Raw genomic sequence first — 18,460 nt, forward strand, 5'->3', positions numbered from 1 at the left:
CACATCCATTTCTCTATACGGTATCAAATTAGGAGCCCGACTTGCCGATTAAATCTTCTACGGTATCCAAAAGCTGAAGCGGACTGAACGGCTTGACAATATATTGGGTCACGCCCGCTTCCTTGGCACGTTCGCGGTCTTTTTCGAGCGCCTTGGCGGTAAGCAGGATCACCGGGGTGTCCCGGTTGGGATTTCCATGGCTCCGGAGCCATTCGCATACTTCAACTCCGGTGCGTTCGGGCATCATATAATCAAGAATAATGAGGTCGAATCGCTTTTCCTGCAGGTAGTCGAGGGCACCCTGTCCATCTTCCGTCCTCCGTGATCTCGTAACCTTCGTCTGCCAGGGTTTCGGTCAGCAGGAACCTCAGGGCCGCCTCGTCGTCCGCAAGCAGGATATGGTAATTGGCCATAGGGGACACGCTCCTCTAATGCATATCACTAATTATCTGCATTATAACATGGTTTGAACAACGATGCGCCGCAAGAGGACAGGGGGCATAAATTGGCTTGGCCTGCTCCTGCCGGAACGGGTAGCCTCCCCATGGAAGGTATGGTATGATAGTTCGGGATTTGAAGACTTAGTTTATACTTATATTAAATAGGTAAAAAGTAACTGAAAGGATGAATCCATCGTGAATATAGAACATCTCATCAAAAAAGTCTCCAAATATGTTACGTTTGGACAACCGGTTTCTTCGGGCTCTGTCGTCAGCCAGCGCTTGTCGGATCCGCGCATCCCTATCCTTGCTTATTATCTCATTAACAAGCAGCAGAATCAGGAAGAGCAGCATTATCATGAAATTTGGCTCAAAAAAGACGGAAATTTCGCCATCACGGAATCCTGGTACCGCGAAAGCAATGTAACCCGCAAGCTCCTGAAAGATCATCTCAGCTTCGAAGCGCTGCAGAAGGATATCAGTGCGGAAGATGCGGAAGCGATCGTCATCCGGCTTACCGAAGTCATCAAAAAATCGGAAATGGACGACTGGCGCCCTCTCTCCTCCCGCCGCGGGTAATCCGCCGAAGCTCCACATAACGCATATCTGTTCGATTGCGCCGCTCGTCAGTGCTGTGCCTCCCCTGCTTCCTTCCCGCGGAGATGTCTCCGCCAAGAACACGAAGACAAAGGCGGACAGCCGCGGGAATGGCGCCATACATAGACCCAGCCTTCCCGCTCTTCCCGCAGGGCATCACGGATCCAGACCCGGTCATAGTCGTTGTCGGCGCCGGGACCATAGTATTCTTCAAGCTCATCCATGGCCTGGAGTCCCTCCGGCTCGACGACAAGCCATTCCCCTTCAACCAAGGGGGCGGAGACCGCCTCCCCCGACAGCACCAAGGCGGGATAGCTTCCGGCGTCGTACAGCGTTCCCCTGACTGCACCCGGACGGACCGATAGAAGATAGGGGGCAACGATACCATGATTGGACTCCCCCTGAAGCAGTGTCCCGTATACAAATACGCGAATCATACGGCCCCTCCTTTGCCCCATCTTTTCCCTTTTCCGCTTATCATATCATACCGCCCGCCCTCCGCGGGAGTGCACCGGCCACGGCTTGTCGCAGTGACAACCCGCTGCCTTCCTGCATAAGATACAAGGAAGCAGCAGTGGCTCACATCCGCTTAACCGACAGCCAGAAGGAGGGTTCTGCATGCTCAGTCCTGAAGACGCGGAGAAGATCATCCGCTTTTTGTCCGCCGCTTACTTCTGTACGGAATCCGAAGAAGCCCGCAGGGAATTTAACCGCCTGGCCAACGAGCTCCGCAAAGCATCCGGGCAGCCGGAAGAATAAGGGACGCCCCCCGCACCGTCTCCAATTGGAGGTGGTGTTTTTGGCATGTCCACGTTATTATTCTTTGCAAAGCAGCCTCACACGCCCAGGGGGCAAACACCTGGATCCCTGGGCATACATACACTGAAATAGAACCCGAAAACATCATAAAACCAAGAAAAAATTTATTGCATATCTGTTTAGTGGGGATTATACTTGAAATAACAAATTCATATCGGATTGATGAGAAAAGCTTATATTTGAGGTGACCATACCAATGGAACTGAGTATTGTTTTGATGGGCGCTCTGGTGGGCCTCCTGGTCGGTTTGACCGGGGTGGGGGGAGCCGCTCTGCTGACACCGCTGTTGATGCTGCTTGGCATAGCGCCAACGGTTGCCGTAGCGACGGACTTATTTTATAACTCCATTACCAAACTGTTCGGAAGCGTGCAGCACATGCGGCAGGGCACCCTGAACAAAAAGCTGGTGCTTCACCTGGCTATCGGAAGTATCCCCGGCGCTGTTGCGGCCGTGCTGCTGATCCGCTTTTACCCGCCGCTGCATCACTTCCAGGATGATATTATCAAGCATGCGCTCGGCTTTGTTCTCATCATCGTGGCCATTCTGAGCATCGCGAAGGTCTGGTTCCTGAAGGAACAGGACAACGCCATCCAGAAGAAGCCGCTCGAAGAAAAAATGGGGCTGACGATCTTTATCGGCGTGGTGCTCGGCTTCATCGTCGGTCTGACCTCCGTCGGCTCCGGTTCGCTGTTCGCCCTGGCCATGATGTTCTTCTACCGCCTCAAGGCCGCCGAGCTGGTCGGCACGGATATCGTGCACGCCTTCCTGCTCGTTTCGGCAGCAAGCCTCGTGCACGCAGGTCTTGGCAACGTGGATTACATGCTCGCCCTGAACCTTCTGCTCGGTTCGGTCCCCGGCGTTCTGCTCGGCAGCAACCTGTCGGCGAAGCTGCCGGCCAAACCGCTTCGGACCGTGATGGCCAGCATCATCCTGATCAGCGGCATCAACCTGATCTGACGTTCCCGGCAGGTCTTACCTCGATTCCTTCGTTCTCCAGCCGCTTCCGGATCCGGACGGCCATCTCCACCGCCTCGGGGCCGTCGCCGTGTATGCACACGGTGTCGGCCCCGAGCTGTATCTCCTCCCCGGTCCGGCAGCGGACGATACCCTCCTTCACCATTCGAATCACCTGGGCCTCCGCCTCCGCACTCTCATGCAGCACCGCTCCCGGCATACTGCGCGGAGCGAGCGTGCCGTCCGCTTCGTAGGAGCGGTCGGCGAACACTTCTCTTGCAGCCCTCAGCCCGATCCGTCCGGCCGCGGCAATCAATTCGCTGCCGGCCAGCCCATAGAGCACCAGCTCGGGGTCCAGCCGGTAGACGGCCTCGGCCACGGCCTCGGCAAGCGCCCGCTGAACCGCCGCCATGTTGTACAGCGCTCCATGCGGCTTGACATGGGTCATCCGGACGCCTTCCGCCCGGGCGAATCCCAGCAGCGCGCCGGCTTGATACAGCACCATATCATAGACCTCCTGCGGGGTCACCGCCAGATTGCGCCGGCCGAAGCCTGCCAGATCCGGCAGGCCGGGATGTGCGCCTACCGCGGTACCGTTTTCCGCGCACAAGCGCACGGTGGCGCGCATTGTCTGCGGGTCACCGGCGTGGAACCCGCAGGCAATATTCGCGGAGGTCACGACCCGGACGAGCTGCTCGTCAGCCCCGAGCCTGTACACTCCGAAGCTCTCGCCCATGTCTCCATTGAGATCGATTGTTTTTCGTTCGGCGGACAACGCGCTCACACTCCTTCAGGAATAGAAAAAAAGCCAAAAGCGTCCACTTCTGGCTTCTTCCCTTTACGGCATAAGCCGTTATACTCTTATCGTAAGGGGATCCTTCCGGATCCCGCCATTAGTGCCTCGTGGACGCCGCTTCCTGCTGCCTTGCGGACAATAAGCCGCGGGTTTTGACGATGATTTTGCGAATGCTGTCTTCCGACAAATGAAACTGTCCGATGAGCTCGGTCACCGAATGACCGTTCTCATACAACCGGAAAATCTCATGATTGCGCCGCTGGATCGATTGGCGAGTGCCATTGTTCTCTCCCCAGCCCGCACGCGTTTGCTCTTTCTTGGGAATGTAGATGATCTCGCCCTGTATGTAATCCTGCAGCTGCTTGAGCAAACTAGCCGGAAGAATATCCTTGCCGTTCTTGTACCCCACCGATGAATGCCTCCTTTCGTGCCGTTATAGCATTAGCTCCGAAAGTAATAAGCATTTTCATCTTCACACCTCCTTAGTTTTGCACCTGCAAAACCTGTTCGTCGTCGTGAGCTGGGGCATGGTTTTATCGGAAACGGCCGCTGGGGCCCCGAGTACGCGGTCCAATAAAACAAAAAAACACGATCTGCCGTATCGTGCCCGAATGCCTCTAGTATGTCGTGGCCTCTGTCCTTGACGGTTTCAGGTGACGGTGATGGAGAAAATGCTTATTCAATTGGGAGCAGTTCCTTTTCCATTCATCATGATCGTTACAATTTGAACCAACATTGTATCGCCACTCCTTTCACCTGATTAGGTCATATTTGGTCTTGCCGGTTACCCGATTGTCGTACAGATCTTGCAATCTTGAATGTTCTGTGACATTCACGTTCCCATTATAACCCAGCTCCTTCGAGCTGTCTACCGCGAGTGCGGAATTCATTCCGCGGGCTGCCACTTCAAGCCTTCTCATTCGCATCCGTCCTGTACACTTCAGGAGTACTCCTGATTTCCCTGGCGTTTGGGAAGATAAGGGGCCCGCAGGCCCCTCCTTACACCATGGAGCCTCCGCTTACGCGAAGACCACCTCAGCAGTTGTAATCATGTTCCCGATCACTCCTTTCTTCGAAGTGTCAGCGGCCGGCTGCACTCTTATTAACTCATATTCTACCGGCAGCGGCAAGGTGAGAGAATTCTTATAACGATTCTATCCTAGCCCGCACCACCGCCTCCAGCCGGCGGAATGCCAGCTCCTGCAGCAGGTACAGCGCCTGTGCCTCCGCCAGCGGGATCTCCTCGAAGCGTACCGGCGTCCCCGCCCTCGCCTGGGCGAGCAGCGGCAGGTCCACCACCGCGATCTGGGCGATGCGCGGATAGCCGCCGGTGGTCTGCGCATCGGCGAGCAGCGCGATCGGCTGCCCGCCGGCCGGCACCTGCACCGTGCCGGGCACGACCGCCTCCGAGAGCATCTCGCCGGCGGCGCGCAGACGCAGCGGCTCGCCCTCCAGGCGGCAGCCCATGCGGTCCGCTTGCGCGCTCACGCGGTAGGGCCGCGCGAAGAACGCTTCGAGGCTCTCCGCCTCGAAGCGCTGCGCCTCCGGCCCGCGCACCGCGCGCAGCCGCACTGCGCCGCCGGGGCCGGGGGCCCCTCGCTGCGCCGGGCCGGGCGCCGTCCGCGGCGAGAGCGCCCACGGCGCCGGCGTGAGCGCGGCCCCGGGCACAGCCGCTGCCGCGAGGCGCCCGGCGAGCGCGGCGGCCGCTGCCGGCGGCGGCCCGGCGGGCAGGCGGTCGCCCGCCTGCAGGGCCCGGCCGGCGAGGCCGCCGAGCCGCGCGCGCACGTGCGTGCTGCGGCTGCCGAGCACGGCGGGCACGGCCAGGCCGCCCGCCACGGCGAGGTACGCGCGCACGCCGGAGCGCGCGGCGCCGAGACGCAGCGCCGTGCCGCCGCGCACAAGCACGGGTCGCCCGGCAGGCAGGGGCGGCCCGCCTTCGGCGCGCGCATCCATCGCCGCGCCGCAGAGCGCCACGACGGCATCCTGCTCGAAGCGCAGGACGCCGCCGGTCAGCGTCAGCTCGAGCCCGGCCGCCCAGGGCTCGTTGCCGATCAGCGCGTTGGCCGTGCGCAGCGCGGCAGGGTCTGCGGCACCGCTCGACACAACGCCCGACGAGCGGCTGCCGATGCGGCCGAGGTCCTGCACCGTTGTCAGCAGGCCCGCCTCCAGTACAACCAAACTCATGCGCAGCTCCCCTCCTCTCCCTCGATCCGCTCTAACGGACCGCCGCCCAGCCCTTGGGCTGACATGCATATCGGTTTCATAGGCCTTTGGGTCGGCATCCCGTTAATTCACCTAACTCCATACGCTTGTCATGCCGTCGGCTAACTTCCCCCATGTCGGCGCCCATCAACTCGCATGCCTTCGACTGACGTCTCAGCCTACTCACTTGCTTTCGGCCAACCTGCCTTCGCTTCACTCCAGCCTTCGCCCGTTAGCCGCGGCTTCTCTCTCCAGCTCGGCTAACTCTTCCCCGGACACGGCCTGGAAGCGGACCCGGTCCCCCGGCTGCAGCAGGCTCGCGGGGGTTCGCTCCGCATCGAAGAGCCTCAGCGGCGTGCGGCCGATTAGCTGCCAGCCGCCCGGGCTGTCGACCGGGTAGATTCCGGTCTGCAAGCCGGCGATGCCGATCGAACCGGCCGGCACGAGCGCCCGGGGCTGGGCAAGCCGGGGAGCCGCCAGCGGCGAAGGCAGCCCGCCGAGATAGGGGAAGCCGGGCAGGAACCCGATGAGGTGGACGGTGTAGACCGCCGAGCAGTACAGCTCCACGGCCCCTTCCGGGGTCAGCCCGGTCCGGCCCGCCACCTGCACCAGATCGGGGCCGGCTTCCCCGCCGAAGAGGGCCGGAACGACGACCGTCCTCCCCGGCTGGCCGCCCGCTTCCTGCTCCTGCTCCAGACCCGAGAGAGCCTCCCGGATCCAGGCGCACACCCACGCATAGGGAGTCCCTTCGTTACCGGTATCTCCATCCGCCGGAGCCTTGCCCCCCGTGTAATCCATCTCCGCCAGGCTGTCTTCAAGCAGACGCTCCCCAAGCGTCCCGGACCCAGCGTCTGCGGACACCGGGCGCCCGGACTTCGGGTCCCCGCTCCCCTGCATCTGCGCGTACACCAGCCAAGGGTCGTAGAAGACCGTGATCGACGTATAGGCCCGGACCCATTCGGTCACCCAGGCGGGTGCGGAGGCCTTCAGCCGGGCCTCCGCTAGGTCCAGCCTCCGCAGGCTCCGCTCCCCCGCTTCTCCGGGCCAGCGGACCACCGCAGCGGATTCCCCCAGCGGGTACAGCTCATACGTCTCCTGTTCCGGCAGCCCGTTAAGCCCATCCCCCATCAACTCAGAATCCCTGCTTCTTCAGCCACGTTCCGCAGAGCTGCGTCCACGTATGCGCCTCGGGGTGATCTTCCGCAAGCCCGAGGCCGTGGCGTCCGCTCTCGTACACGTGAAGCTCAAACGGAACCTTGCTGCGGCTCAGCGCCGAGGCGAAGAAGAGCGCATTCTCCACCGGCACCGCGCCGTCATCCGCCGTATGCCAGAGGAACGTCGGCGGCGTATTTTCGTTTACCTGCCGCTCGGAGGACATCAGGGTGACGAGTTCTTCCGGCGCTCCCTCGCCGAGCAGGTTCATCTTGGACCCCTCATGGGTATATGGACCGAATGTAATGACCGGATAGCAGAGCACGAGCAGGTCCGGGCGGCAGCTCTGCCGCTCCACCGGATCCGCCGACTCCGGGTTCCCCGCGTCATAATGCGTTCCCGCCGAAGAAGCCAGATGGCCTCCCGCCGAGAAGCCTAGAATGCCGACCCGTGCCGGGTCAATGTTCCACTCGGCCGCGCGGTGACGGACAGTGCGGATCGCCCGCTGGGCATCGGACAGCGGGTGCGGATGCTGGTAAGGGGCTACCCGGTAGTGGACCACGAACGCCGAGATCCCGAGCCCGTTCAGCCACAGGGCCACCGGATCCCCTTCATGGGCGGCCCTGCGGGCGTAGCCTCCTCCGGGACACACGATCACCGCCGGCTTGACGCCCGGCCCCTCGGCCAAATACGGCACCAGCGTCGGCTTGTCCTCCGCCTCTTCCCCCAATGCACCCGGTGTTCCTTGCGGCCATAACAACAAACTCATCTCTGCAGCCTCCTGTTCACGTTTTCATACGCAATATGAACCCATCATACTACAGAACTTCTCCTCCGAAAACGGGAACTTTCAGTAGCCTAGCAGGCAGCATTGGTTTATAATGTCAACTAAGCTCACGTCAAGAGGAGGGTCAGAACCGCAATGAGACTGCTTCAGGACAAAATACGCCGGGAAGGCACCGTGCTCAGCCCCTCGATCTTGAAGGTCGACACGTTCTTGAATCATGGCATTGACCCGCTGCTCATGCGGGAGATCGGCCGGGAATTCGCGTCGCGCTTCGCAGGCGGAGGCATAACCAAGGTGCTGACGATCGAATCGTCCGGCATTGCTCCCGCCATGATGACCGCTCTGGAGCTCGGGGTGCCGCTCATCTTTGCACGCAAACGCAAATCGCTGACCCTCCGGGACGACGTATTCACGGAGAAGATTTACTCCTACACCAAGGAGGAAGAGAACGAAGTAACGGTTGCCCGCAAGCTGCTGCTGCCCGGCGATACGGTGCTCATCGTCGACGATTTTCTGGCGAACGGGGAAGCGGCTTCCGGGATGGCTCGCATTGCCGGACAAGCCGGGGCCCGGATCGCCGGCTTCGGCATCGTTATCGAGAAGTCGTTCCAGTCCGGCCGGCGCCGGCTGGAAGAGGAGGGCTTCCGGATCGAAGCCCTGGCACGCATCCGCTCCCTCGAGAACGGTGCCGTGACCTTCCTGGAAGAGCCGTCCGGCCCCCTTTTCTGAGCCAAAATAATCCCCTATCCATCCGCAGGACATTATGCCGGTTACCTTGGCGGCCGGGAGGAAGTACCTTTTAAATCCCCCAGTCGCGAACGCTATGTTTCCTTACGCCTGCATCACCGGAACTTCGTTAAAGCACTGCACAAAAAAGACGGAAAGCCCGGTACGCCGCTCGTTCCGATCCGCAGCATGCGTACCTCCGCCTTCCGTCTTTTCTCCATCACATCCGTAACGGCTCTCTCAACGAACCCGCCTTTGCCTTACCGTGCTTCCTTCCGCTCCTGGTCTTTGCCGTCCCAGACGACTTCCCAGTTCCGGTTCAAGGCTTCCTGAATCGTGCCCCGTTCCATGATGTAGCCCGCCAGGAGCTCCGCCATATCCGTCGGAATATCCTTCACGACCGGCTTGCCCTGGAACATCATGTAATTCCCGCCGCCGGCGGCCCGGTAGTTGTTCATGACGACATCGTATTCCCCGTCCGGGTCCAGCGGCTGCCCCTGGCGCGTCAGGCGGACGATCCGCTCCCCGACAGGCTTCGAGATGTTGATCGTGTATTCGATGCCTTCCCACATGTCGTAATTATAGTGCTGCGGCTTCGGATCGCTGAAGGCAGGGCTCACCTGGATCGGCCCTTCGCCGTGATAGGCGGCGAAGTAGCCGGCCGACTGCTCCAGCGCCGCCTTGATGTCCCGGCCGGTCACCCGGATCACCTGCAGCGTGTTCGGGTAAATATAATTGGATACGATATCCCGCATCGTGATATGCTCCGGAAACCCCGGCGAGATGTTATCGAAAAGGGCGGTGTTCGAAATCTCCGCACCCGAGAGCTCCATCTGCACCCGGTTAATGAACTCAATGAGCGGATGCTCCTTCAGGCGCACCTCCATCGGATCCAGCACGCGCATATCGCCGAGCAGCCGGCCGATCGGCTGGTCGAGCCACTGCTGCGTCAGCTCCTCGTGGGGACGAGCCAGCTCCAGAATCGCCGGATCGGGCTCCAGGCCTTCAGGCGAGAGCAGGTCCGTCTGCGCTTCCCTGATGCTCCAGCGTCCGCCTTCTTCCCGGGCCAGCGTCAGCCTTACCCGGCCGAGCCGCGCCCCGCCGCTGCCCGGCTGCACGACAGGCACCCCGGCAACCTCCACGCCGGAGATCAGCCGGTGCTGGTGGCCGGTCAGCAGCACGTCGATGCCTTCGACCTCACGGCAGAGCGCATAGCCCTGGTTCTCGCCGGTGAGCGGCTCCGTCGGCTGCCCGCTGAAGAGGTCGCGCTCGAAGCCTCCGTGATAGGCGGCGATGACGATATCGGCCCCCTCCGCTTCGCGCAGATGCCGCACCCACCGCTGCGCCGAAGCGACCGCATCCTCGAAGCGAAGGCCCCGGATGTGCTCGGCCTTTTCCCAGTTCGGGATGTACTGCGTCGTGAGACCCAGCACCGCCACCTTCACGCCGCCCTCCAGGGTGCGCAGCAGATAGGGTTGTCCGAAGAGGGGCTCACCGGTTGCCTCGTCGACCGTATTCGCGCTGAGCCAGGGGAATGCGGACTCGCGCACCGCTTTGCGCAGATGATCCATGCCATAGTTGAATTCATGGTTGCCGATGACGGCGGCATCGTAGCCGAGCTCGTTCAGGCACTGGATCATCGGGTTCGGCTGCTCCCTGCCCAGCTTGGCATGGTGGTACGCGAACGGTGTCCCCTGGATGAGATCACCGTTGTCGACGAGCAGCAGGGCGTCGGCCGCCTCCCGTTCCCTGCGGATCAGCGTGGCGATTTTGGCAAGTCCCGTCTCGGTCTCGTTATGATTCGCATATTGGATGGGCAAGATATGCCCATGAATGTCACTGGTTTCCAGTATGGTGATTGTTATTTTTTGGCTCATGGCTCTCAACTCCGCCTCTATTAGTCATTGTGTACACTATATCAAATTCAACCGGGGGAACCAATATCGACAGGACTCCTTTCCTGCCGACAAAGATCGCCCTCTTCACAAAAGATTTACTCCAGGTCCTATCCAATTTGTGGTATAGTAGTCATTGTTGATTGCACAAGCCCATTTAACAGGAGGTCAATTCCATGTTCAAGAAGTTTACGACTCTCGGTCTGTCTCTCGTACTTACGGCGGGTCTGGCAGCCGGCTGCGGTCAAAAAACAGAGAATACAACGCCCGCAGCCCCTGCAGGAGAACAGAAAGAAGCGGCGCCGGCCAAAGGCTATGTGCCGAAGGAACTGAAAGTCCAATTCGTGCCGTCGCAGAACGCCGAAACGCTCGAAGCCAAGGCGAAGCCGCTCGAGAAGCTTCTTGGGGACAAGCTCGGCATTCCGGTGAAGGTCTCCGTCTCGACGAACTACAATACGGTTATTGAGGCCATGGCCTCCAAGCAGGTGGATGTAGGCTTCCTGCCTCCGACTTCCTATGTTATGGCCCATGACGAGCGTAAGGCGGCGGACCTGCTCCTTCAGGCCCAGCGCTACGGGATCGATGATGCAACCGGAGCCGAAACGAAGGATCTCGTCGACTTCTACAAAGCCATGATCATTGTCAAGGCCGATTCCCCGATCAAGGAACTGAAGGACCTCAAGGGCAAGAAGGTCGCCTGGCAGGCCGTCACTTCCTCCGCCGGATACGTATGGCCGGCCAACGAGCTGAAGAAAGCCGGCGTTGATCCGGAGAAAGACGTAACGAGCCTTGAAGTGAAGGGCCATGACAAAGGCGTACTTGCTGTAGTTAACGGCCAGGTGGATGCCGCTGCGATCTTCCAGGATGCCCGTAACACGGTGAAGAAGGACATTCCGGACATCTTCGAGAAGACCCGCGTGCTCACCTTCACTTCCGCCATTCCGAACGATACGATCACGGTTCGCACGGACATGGACAACGAGTGGAGAGAGAAGATCGCTAAAGCGTTCATCGAGATCGGGCAGGATCCTGCCAGCCAGCAGATCATCTATGACGTCTACTCCCACCGCGGTTATGTCAAGTCGGACGACAAGAAATTCGATGTCGTACGCGAGTACAACAAGCTGATCAGCGGAAAGTAATCCGCTCCGGGCACCGGCTCACTCCGGTTCCCATGCATAGAGAAAAAGCACTGCCGCTCCGGCAGTGCTTTTTCTCTATGCCCCCCTCCGGGCCCGGTATAACGCGCGCACAAAGACACGCTATCCCTTCTTACTTCTCGAACTCCACCATCAGCTCGCCGTCCTGGACATAGGCCGTCACATGCTTGATCGGCTGCAGAATCTGCCGGCACAGCTTGCCGATACAGAGCTTGCCGGGGTTCATCCGGTTCATGGTGATCCGCCGGCCCGCCTTCAGCATCGTCTCTCCGCCGAAGTCCCCGCCCACCACATTCGCGGTAATCGTGTCCTGCGCATCGAGCTGGCTGCCCCGGCAGACGGCATCCCGGCCGAAGAACGTAATGCTCCCCCGGCAGGTCAACGTGCTCTGCAGCACCCCCTCCTTGCGGATCAGGATGTCCCCTGTAGCCTTGGCTTCCGACAGATAGCACTGGCCGACGTCGATATTCGCCCCGATCTCCTGCATGCGCTCCACCATATCGTAGGTCTCGCGCACCGTATTCTGAAGCGCGTGAATCAGATTGAACGAGTCCAGTCCGAGAATCCGGCGCGGATCGGTCAGCAGGCCGACCTGATCTCGCAGATCGTTCATCTCCTTGCTGGCCAGCCGCTGGATGCTCTTCACACAGGACAGCGTATCCGCCGCCGTCTTCGGAACGTCCTTGAATTTGCTTTCGATCAGCGTCATGAGAATCTGCCCGATCCCCACCCGCTGTCCCTTGGCCTCAATCACGCCCATAAGCAGCTGGCTCGCCTGGACAAGCCGGGCCAGCTGATCGTTCAGCGCTTTGCAGTTGGTGTAGAGCCGGTTGAACACAACGCCGTAGTATCCCGAGTAGAAGTGACTTTTGACGATGCTGCCGGTCGCCTGGATGCTCCCTGTTGCCGTCACCGTAGCCTGATAGGCATTGCCGAAAATATAGACATTGCCGAGCGACTCGATCACCATTCCTTCTTTGACGCTGCCGTGAACGATGACATCCCCCGAGAAGGCGATATTGCCGGTCTTGAGATCGACATCCCCGTTCACCACATAGCTCGTGGCGATATCGAAGTACCGTACGGCCTGGCTCCCCGTCATCCGGGGCCGTCCGTCCTTCGCCGCATAGACCTCACCGTCACCCCGGATTTCGACATTCTCCTTGGCAATCACCGTAATATCCTTGGGCGGGACCGGTTCGATCAGCTCTCCGTAGACCGTATAGCCGATGACGCCCGGCACCATGGGATACCGCCTTGCGATGAGGTCTCCCTTCTTCACCGAAGGAATGTGCAGGTGGTTGCGGTAATCCACCGTCCGGCCCTCCTTCTCTTCGATGCTGCTCTGCACCTCTTGGGCGAAGTACAGCTCCAGCCTGGCGTCCTGGCTCGGTTCGGGCCGCAGCCCCTGGGCGACGAGGCGCCGCTCATGGGTCGGGTGGGCCAGCTCCTGGAAAATGACGGCGCTGCGGATGTTCTTCACGATGCCCATGGACTGCAGCGTCCTCATCACCTCCGAGAGGTTCACCGTCTCCAGGACCACCTCCCGGTCTTCCACCGCCTCGATCCGCAGAGGAGAGGATGCCGGCTGATCCACCAGGTTCCAGCCATAACGGACCTTGGACACGAGCTGAAAATAAGCTTCCAGTTTGTTCTCCGATACTTCTATCGCATATAAGGGCTCACGGGCGATCTGCCACTCGAGCTTATCCCCTGCGCCCACCCGGGTCCTGCCTTCCACGAGCTTGCCGTTCTTCAGCAGCCGGACCGGCGGGACCGCTTCCACGAGCGGATACCCTCCGCCCTCCACGGCCCTTACCACGATCTGGTTGTTCTCCACATGCACGGAAGCTCCTTCGCCGGAAGGAAGGAGATCTTCCCCACCGGACCGTCCTTCCCTCTCCGGGACCGCTTCCTCCAGGTTCAGAGACTTGATCAGTCCGAGGAGTTCGTCATCGCTGATATGATTATTCATGGGCATTCCTCCGTAGGCCGGATCCGCAGGGGTGAAGAGCTTGCCCGCCTCGGCGGCTTCTGCAGGCGCTCCGGCCTGGTTCTCATACCTTTAGTATCGGTTCCGGGGAGGAAAAACATAACTTTTTTGGGCAGATCCGATGGACTGCGCTTCTCCGCCAAGGCCTGCCTTATCCTTCGATCAGCCTCCGGACAGACCCCGGCTCCAGGCTGCCCGCTGCGCAGCTCGGCCCTGCCGGGATCCTCTTCAGCGCATCGAGGTCTTTGAGCAGATGCCCGGTCAGCAGACAGACGGCCGACGCCTCCTTGTCGATCCTTCCCTCGCGGACCAGCTTGCGGAGTCCTGCCACGGCGGCGGCTGAAGCCGGTTCGCAGCCGATGCCGGCGCGGTCTATGCAGGCCTTCGCCTCCAGGATCTCCCCATCGGAGACCGCCACGGTAAGACCGTCGGTATCCCGCAGGACGCCCCTGGCTTTCTCCCAGCTCGGCGGATTCCCGATGTTGAGCGCGCTCGCCAGCGTCCATGGGCGGGGCTCCGGCTCCAGGCGGTCCCCACCGCCGGCCATCAGCCGGTGGAAGGGGCTGGCCCCCTCCGCCTGGACCACGAGCACCCGCGGCAGGCGGGAGATCAGCCCGAGCCGCAGCAGATCGCGCAGCCCTTTGCCGAGCGCCGAGGCATTGCTCAGCGCGCCGCCCGGCAGCACGATCCAATCCGGCAGGCTCCACTGCAGGCTGTGCGCCAGCTCGTAGACCATGCTCTTCTGGCCCTCGATCCGCAGCGGGTTGACCGAATTGCAGACATACAGCTCAAGCTCCTCCGCATGGGCCTCGAGGAAGCGGATGCCATCGTCATAGGTCCCTTCGAAGCGGATCAGCCGGGCACCGTACGCCGCCGTCTGGAGCACCTTGCTCTCGGCCACCCCCGACTCCGGCACGAAGACGTAAGACTGGCAGCCCGCCAGTGCGGCGTACATCGCCAGCGACGCCGAGGTGTTGCCTGTCGAGGTGCAGGCGAAGCGGCGATACCCGAGCGACAGGCCGTGGGATACGGCCGCCACCATGCCGTTGTCCTTGAAGGAACCGCTCGGGTTCTCGCTCTGCGCCTTGAGCAGCAGACCGGCCACGCCGGCAAAGGCGCGTACCGGTTCGGAGGCATACAGCCCTGTATTGCCTTCATACTTGGTCACCGCGCAGTCTTCCGGCAGAAGGGGGTGGATCAGCTCCTTGTACCGCCATACACCGCTGGCATAAAGGCTCCGGCGTTCCGCCAGCCGCTCGTCAAAGAGCCGCCTCAGTCGCTCCCCGTCCCAGTCCCGCTCATCCTGCTCCACTTCCAGCAGTCCCCCGCAGGGACAGTGCAGCAGCTGCCTGTCGATACTCCATTCCCGCCCGCAGGCCGTACACCGCAGTTTCATCGCCTATTCCTCGCTCTCCGCTTCCGGGCGGCTTTGCACCCGGAGCCTGTTTGCTATAGAATAAGCCGTACTTCGTCATATGAAAAATATATGTTTTTCACCTTATCATAAATATGATTTATGAATCCACAGGAGGCGAACCCGCCCATGAACCTTCATGCACTCCGCCTGTTTCATACCGTCGCCCGGCTGGGCAGCGTGACCCGGGCCGCCGAAGAGCTGCGGCTCTCGCAGCCCGCGGTAACAATCCAGGTTCGCAACCTGGAGCAGGAGCTCGGCCTGACGCTGCTTGCGCCCAAGGGAAGGGGCGTCCTGCTCACGGAGGCGGGAGCCTGCGTCGCCGCGGAAGCAAGGCGCCTCTTCGCCCTGGAGGAGGAAGTCGAGGCGCGGGTGGCCGCCTTCCGCGAAGGACGGACCGGACGGCTGCGGATCGCCGCCACGTACCTGCCCGCCAACTTCCTCCTCCCGGCGTGGACTGCGCGTTTCCGCGAGACGCACCGCGGCGTCTCGCTCAGTCTCTCGACGGCGAACGCCCAGGAGGCGCTCCGCCGGCTGACGCACTACGAGGCCGATCTGTCGGTGATCGGCGGCGGTCCGGAGGCGGCCAGCGGCATCACCCGGCGGCTCCTCCGGGAGGATCCGATGTGGTTCGTCGTGCCGCCCGGCCACCCGCTGGCCGGACGGGAGGCCTCGCTCGGGGAGCTGATGCGAGAGCCCTTCGTCCTGCGGGAGCCCGGCAGCTTCACCCGCGATATGCTCCTCTCGCTCTGCCGCACCGCCCACGTCGAGCCGCCCCGGATCTCCCTCGAGATGGACGGCTTCAGCGAGACGCTTCGGGCTGTGGCCGCCGGCTGCGGCGCCGCCTTCGCCTCGGCCGCCGAGGTCCGGCCTTACATCGAGCGCGGCGAGGTTGCCCGCGTCTTCGTCCCTTCGGCGGCGGCGGTGAACCCGATCTCGCTCTGCCTGCGCGAAGGGGAAGAGCCGTCTCCCACGGCGGCGGCCTTCCTCTCGTTGATCGAAGCTTCGCACCCCCCGGCCGGCGGGTCTCCTTAATCCGGCCCCGCCTTTCTTGCCTCGTTCCGCCGGGATCGCGCCCCCGCTTTCCCAAACCAAAAAAGCCCGCCCTCCCCCATTGGCATGGAGAAGAGCAGGCTTTCACTGTATTTCGCAGCCGGCTGGGATTACACGAGCTTCCGGCGGATCGACGTGGAGATGATATCGATGATGGTTACCATCACGATGATCCCGAGCAGGATCACACCGACGCGGTCCCACGCTCTGGCTTCGAGCGCCAGAATGAGCGGAGCGCCGATCCCGCCTGCGCCGATCAGACCCAGGATGGAGGCCGACCGGATGTTGATCTCGAAGCGGTACAGCGCGAACGAAAAGAAGTGCGGCAGCACCTGCGGAATCACCGCGAACCACAGCACCTGCAGCCGGTTCGCCCCGCAGGCCGTGAGCGCCTCGGTCGGCCCGAGATCCAGGTTCTCGATCGCCTCCGAATAGAGCTTGCCGAGCATCCCGATCGAGTGCAGCCCGAGGGCCAGCACGCCCGCATAAGCGCCGGGACCCACCGCCTTGATGAAGATGATCGCCATGATAATCTCCGGGAACGTGCGGATAAAGCTCAGCATGAACTTGCCGCTGCCGGATACCCAGGAGAACCGGCTCATGTTCGTAGCCGCCCAGAAGGCGAACGGCACACACAGAATGGCCGAGATGAACGTACCGATGATCGAGATTGCCAGTGTATCGAGAAGCCCCCGGATCAGGTCTTCCCCTTCGGGGATATAGACATAGCCCCAGTCGGGGTTGAACAGTCCGCGCACGATGGTGGCGAAGTCTCTCCCCGCATTCTCGGTCAGTCCTCCGAATTCTATACCGAGGAACGACCAGATGTAGATCGCCAGCACGATCAGCGCGACCAGCCAGTAACGGATACGGAAGGAAGGCTTGGCTGTCTCCGTTCTCATAACAATCTCTCCCTCACCTTCGTGCTGACATAGTCGATCAGAAGAACGATCGCCAGCGTTAACAGTATGATCAGCGAGGCGCGGTCATAGCGGAACTGCTGCAGCGTCCGGTCGAGGAACAGACCGATGCCCCCCGCTCCGACGAGACCGAGCACGGCCGCCGCCCGGACGTTGACTTCGAACGTATACAGGAAGTAGGCCATATACTGCGCCGCCACCTGCGGCACAACGCCGAAGTGAATCCACTGCAGCTTGTTGGCCCCTACCGCCGTCATCGCTTCGAGCGGACCCGGATCGATCGCTTCGATCGATTCATACGTCAGCTTCGTGATCAGGCCGAAGGAGAAGAAGGCCAGCGCGAGTACCCCGGGCGCGGCACCGATCCCGAAGATCGCTACGAACAGACCCGCGAAGAGCAGCTCCGGAATCGTACGGATCAGGTTGAGAATAATGCGGGCCGGCTGGTAGACCCAGGGCGAACGCGTTACGTTGCCTGCGGCCAGCAGCGCTACGGGAATGGCGAAGATCCCCCCGATCGTTGTGCCGATAACGGCCATCTGGACGGTCTCCATCATAGGGTCCCAGACCACATCGATATAGCTCCAGTCCGGCGGAACCATCTCGACAAGCAGCTTGCTCATCTCCGGCATGCCGGTGAACAGCGTCGTCAGGCTGGAGTCCGTCATATCCGCACTCCACCACAGAAGAATGATCAGCAGCAGCGTCGTCATGTAAGACTTGGTGCGCGGCGGCTTCTTCAGAATGTCCTTGCGTTCGGTGGACGTCATCTAGGCATCCTCCCCCAGAAGCTCATCCTTCTTGATTGCGCGTCCGTAGATCTCCGAGAATTTCTCATCAGTCGCCTCGGCTACCGGACCGTCGAACACGACCTGGCCGGCGCGCAGACCGATGATGCGTGTCGCGTATTCACGGGCAAGGTCGATGAAGTGGAGGTTGACCACCGTCGTAATGCCGAGCTCCTGGTTGATGCGCTTCAGGTCGTCCATGACCTGACGTGTCGTCAGCGGGTCGAGGGAAGCGACAGGCTCGTCCGCCAGGATGATCTTCGCTTCCTGCGCCAGCGCCCTGGCGATGGATACCCGCTGCTGCTGTCCGCCGGAGAGCTCGTCCGCGCGGGCATAGGCCTTCTCGCGGATATTCACCCGCTCAAGCGCCTTCAGCGCCAGCTCGACGTCTTCCTTCGGGAACAGCCCGAGGAGCGTGCGCAGCGTGGAATGATAGCCGACCCGGCCGGAGAGGACGTTGCGGAGCACGGACACGCGCTTCACCAGGTTGAAGTTCTGGAAGATCATCCCGATGTCCCTGCGCAGCCGGCGGAGCTCCAGACCTTTGGCCGCGGTGATCGAGCGGCCGTCGATCAGAATTTGACCGTCGGTGATTTCATGGAGGCGGTTTATGGATCGGAGCAGCGTCGACTTCCCTGCTCCCGAGAGTCCTACGATCACGACGAATTCGCCCGGTTGGATCGTCAGGTTAATGTTCTTGAGACCGATCGTACCGTTAGGATATACCTTCGATACATTTTGGAATTGGATCATAAGCCACCCG

The 18,460-nt window shown here is 61.2% G+C and carries 18 protein-coding genes and 1 pseudogene; 6 read left to right on the forward strand and 13 right to left on the reverse strand.

Translation table 11 applies throughout. The features are described from left to right. Positions 1–28 precede the first annotated feature (28 nt). A pseudogene (locus PM3016_RS31635) lies at positions 29–413 on the reverse strand (response regulator). Between the two features lie 222 nt (positions 414–635). Here PM3016_RS31635 and PM3016_RS31640 point away from each other — a divergent pair. Further along, positions 636–1,019, forward strand: coding sequence for a hypothetical protein (locus PM3016_RS31640; protein WP_013920520.1), 384 nt, complete (start codon positions 636–638; stop codon positions 1,017–1,019). Between the two features lie 47 nt (positions 1,020–1,066). On the opposite strand, the gene PM3016_RS31645 is transcribed toward PM3016_RS31640, so the two are convergent. Continuing rightward, positions 1,067–1,474: a gamma-glutamylcyclotransferase family protein gene (locus PM3016_RS31645; RefSeq protein WP_013920521.1), complete on the reverse strand. Its 408-nt coding sequence runs from the start codon at positions 1,472–1,474 to the stop codon at positions 1,067–1,069. Positions 1,475–1,655: 181 nt separating this feature from the next. Between PM3016_RS31645 and PM3016_RS31650 the strand changes: the two genes are divergently transcribed. Together PM3016_RS31650 and PM3016_RS31655 are read left to right on the forward strand one after the other, a co-directional pair. After that, the gene (locus PM3016_RS31650; RefSeq protein WP_013920522.1) at positions 1,656–1,796 is read left to right on the forward strand and encodes a hypothetical protein; all 141 of its coding nucleotides are present in this window, start codon (positions 1,656–1,658) and stop codon (positions 1,794–1,796) included. Between the two features lie 256 nt (positions 1,797–2,052). Continuing rightward, complete coding sequence (locus PM3016_RS31655) at positions 2,053–2,814, forward strand: sulfite exporter TauE/SafE family protein (RefSeq protein WP_014372200.1); 762 nt, start codon at positions 2,053–2,055, stop codon at positions 2,812–2,814. Here the strand turns inward: PM3016_RS31655 and PM3016_RS31660 are convergent. From PM3016_RS31660 to PM3016_RS31680, 5 genes are all read right to left on the reverse strand, one after another. Next, positions 2,801–3,586, reverse strand: coding sequence for a LamB/YcsF family protein (locus tag PM3016_RS31660; protein WP_014372201.1), 786 nt, complete (start codon positions 3,584–3,586; stop codon positions 2,801–2,803). The genes PM3016_RS31655 and PM3016_RS31660 overlap by 14 nt on opposite strands. A gap of 118 nt (positions 3,587–3,704) precedes the next feature. Then, positions 3,705–4,016, reverse strand: coding sequence for a CD3324 family protein (locus PM3016_RS31665; RefSeq protein ID WP_013920525.1), 312 nt, complete (start codon positions 4,014–4,016; stop codon positions 3,705–3,707). A 734-nt stretch (positions 4,017–4,750) separates the two neighbouring features. Then, a complete protein-coding gene (locus PM3016_RS31670; RefSeq protein ID WP_014372203.1) occupies positions 4,751–5,791 on the reverse strand; it encodes a 5-oxoprolinase subunit C family protein in 1,041 nt (346 codons plus the stop codon). Positions 5,792–6,022: 231 nt separating this feature from the next. Beyond that, positions 6,023–6,937, reverse strand: coding sequence for a 5-oxoprolinase subunit PxpB (gene pxpB, locus PM3016_RS31675; protein WP_014372204.1), 915 nt, complete (start codon positions 6,935–6,937; stop codon positions 6,023–6,025). 4 nt (positions 6,938–6,941) lie between these two features. Further along, positions 6,942–7,730 (reverse strand): alpha/beta hydrolase, encoded by a 789-nt coding sequence (locus tag PM3016_RS31680; RefSeq protein ID WP_014372205.1) that lies wholly within the window; start codon positions 7,728–7,730, stop codon positions 6,942–6,944. A 153-nt stretch (positions 7,731–7,883) separates the two neighbouring features. Here PM3016_RS31680 and PM3016_RS31685 point away from each other — a divergent pair, with 153 nt between their 5' ends. Then, positions 7,884–8,477, forward strand: a complete 594-nt coding sequence (locus tag PM3016_RS31685; protein WP_014372206.1) for a xanthine phosphoribosyltransferase — start codon at positions 7,884–7,886, stop codon at positions 8,475–8,477. A gap of 257 nt (positions 8,478–8,734) precedes the next feature. Here the strand turns inward: PM3016_RS31685 and PM3016_RS31690 are convergent, their stop codons facing one another. After that, positions 8,735–10,351, reverse strand: coding sequence for a bifunctional metallophosphatase/5'-nucleotidase (locus tag PM3016_RS31690; RefSeq protein WP_014372207.1), 1,617 nt, complete (start codon positions 10,349–10,351; stop codon positions 8,735–8,737). 194 nt (positions 10,352–10,545) lie between these two features. On the opposite strand from PM3016_RS31690, the gene PM3016_RS31695 reads away from it, so the two are divergent. After that, a complete protein-coding gene (locus tag PM3016_RS31695) occupies positions 10,546–11,511 on the forward strand; it encodes a phosphate/phosphite/phosphonate ABC transporter substrate-binding protein (protein WP_013920532.1) in 966 nt (321 codons plus the stop codon). A 130-nt stretch (positions 11,512–11,641) separates the two neighbouring features. Here PM3016_RS31695 and PM3016_RS31700 read toward each other — a convergent pair whose 3' ends face one another. Beyond that, positions 11,642–13,504: a DUF342 domain-containing protein gene (locus tag PM3016_RS31700; RefSeq protein ID WP_014372208.1), complete on the reverse strand. Its 1,863-nt coding sequence runs from the start codon at positions 13,502–13,504 to the stop codon at positions 11,642–11,644. 169 nt (positions 13,505–13,673) lie between these two features. Beyond that, entirely contained in the window at positions 13,674–14,918 is a 1,245-nt protein-coding gene (gene thrC / locus PM3016_RS31705) for a threonine synthase (RefSeq protein ID WP_014372209.1), read from the reverse strand. Between the two features lie 147 nt (positions 14,919–15,065). Between thrC and PM3016_RS31710 the strand changes: the two genes are divergently transcribed. Further along, positions 15,066–15,971, forward strand: coding sequence for a LysR family transcriptional regulator (locus PM3016_RS31710; RefSeq protein ID WP_014372210.1), 906 nt, complete (start codon positions 15,066–15,068; stop codon positions 15,969–15,971). Between the two features lie 128 nt (positions 15,972–16,099). On the opposite strand, the gene phnE (PM3016_RS31715) is transcribed toward PM3016_RS31710, so the two are convergent. Genes phnE (PM3016_RS31715) through phnC form a run of 3 tightly spaced genes read right to left on the reverse strand, consistent with a single transcriptional unit; the run spans position 16,100 to position 18,450 of the window. Next, on the reverse strand, positions 16,100–16,891 hold the full coding sequence (gene phnE / locus PM3016_RS31715; RefSeq protein ID WP_013920536.1) for a phosphonate ABC transporter, permease protein PhnE: 792 nt from the start codon (positions 16,889–16,891) through the stop codon (positions 16,100–16,102). After that, the gene (gene phnE / locus PM3016_RS31720; protein WP_013920537.1) at positions 16,888–17,679 is read right to left on the reverse strand and encodes a phosphonate ABC transporter, permease protein PhnE; all 792 of its coding nucleotides are present in this window, start codon (positions 17,677–17,679) and stop codon (positions 16,888–16,890) included. The genes phnE (PM3016_RS31715) and phnE (PM3016_RS31720) overlap by 4 nt, the downstream gene beginning before the upstream one ends. After that, on the reverse strand, positions 17,680–18,450 hold the full coding sequence (gene phnC / locus PM3016_RS31725) for a phosphonate ABC transporter ATP-binding protein (protein ID WP_013920538.1): 771 nt from the start codon (positions 18,448–18,450) through the stop codon (positions 17,680–17,682). Positions 18,451–18,460: the final 10 nt, after the last annotated feature.

Source organism: Paenibacillus mucilaginosus 3016, assembly GCF_000250655.1.
Lineage (GTDB): Bacteria > Bacillota > Bacilli > Paenibacillales > NBRC-103111 > Paenibacillus_G > Paenibacillus_G mucilaginosus.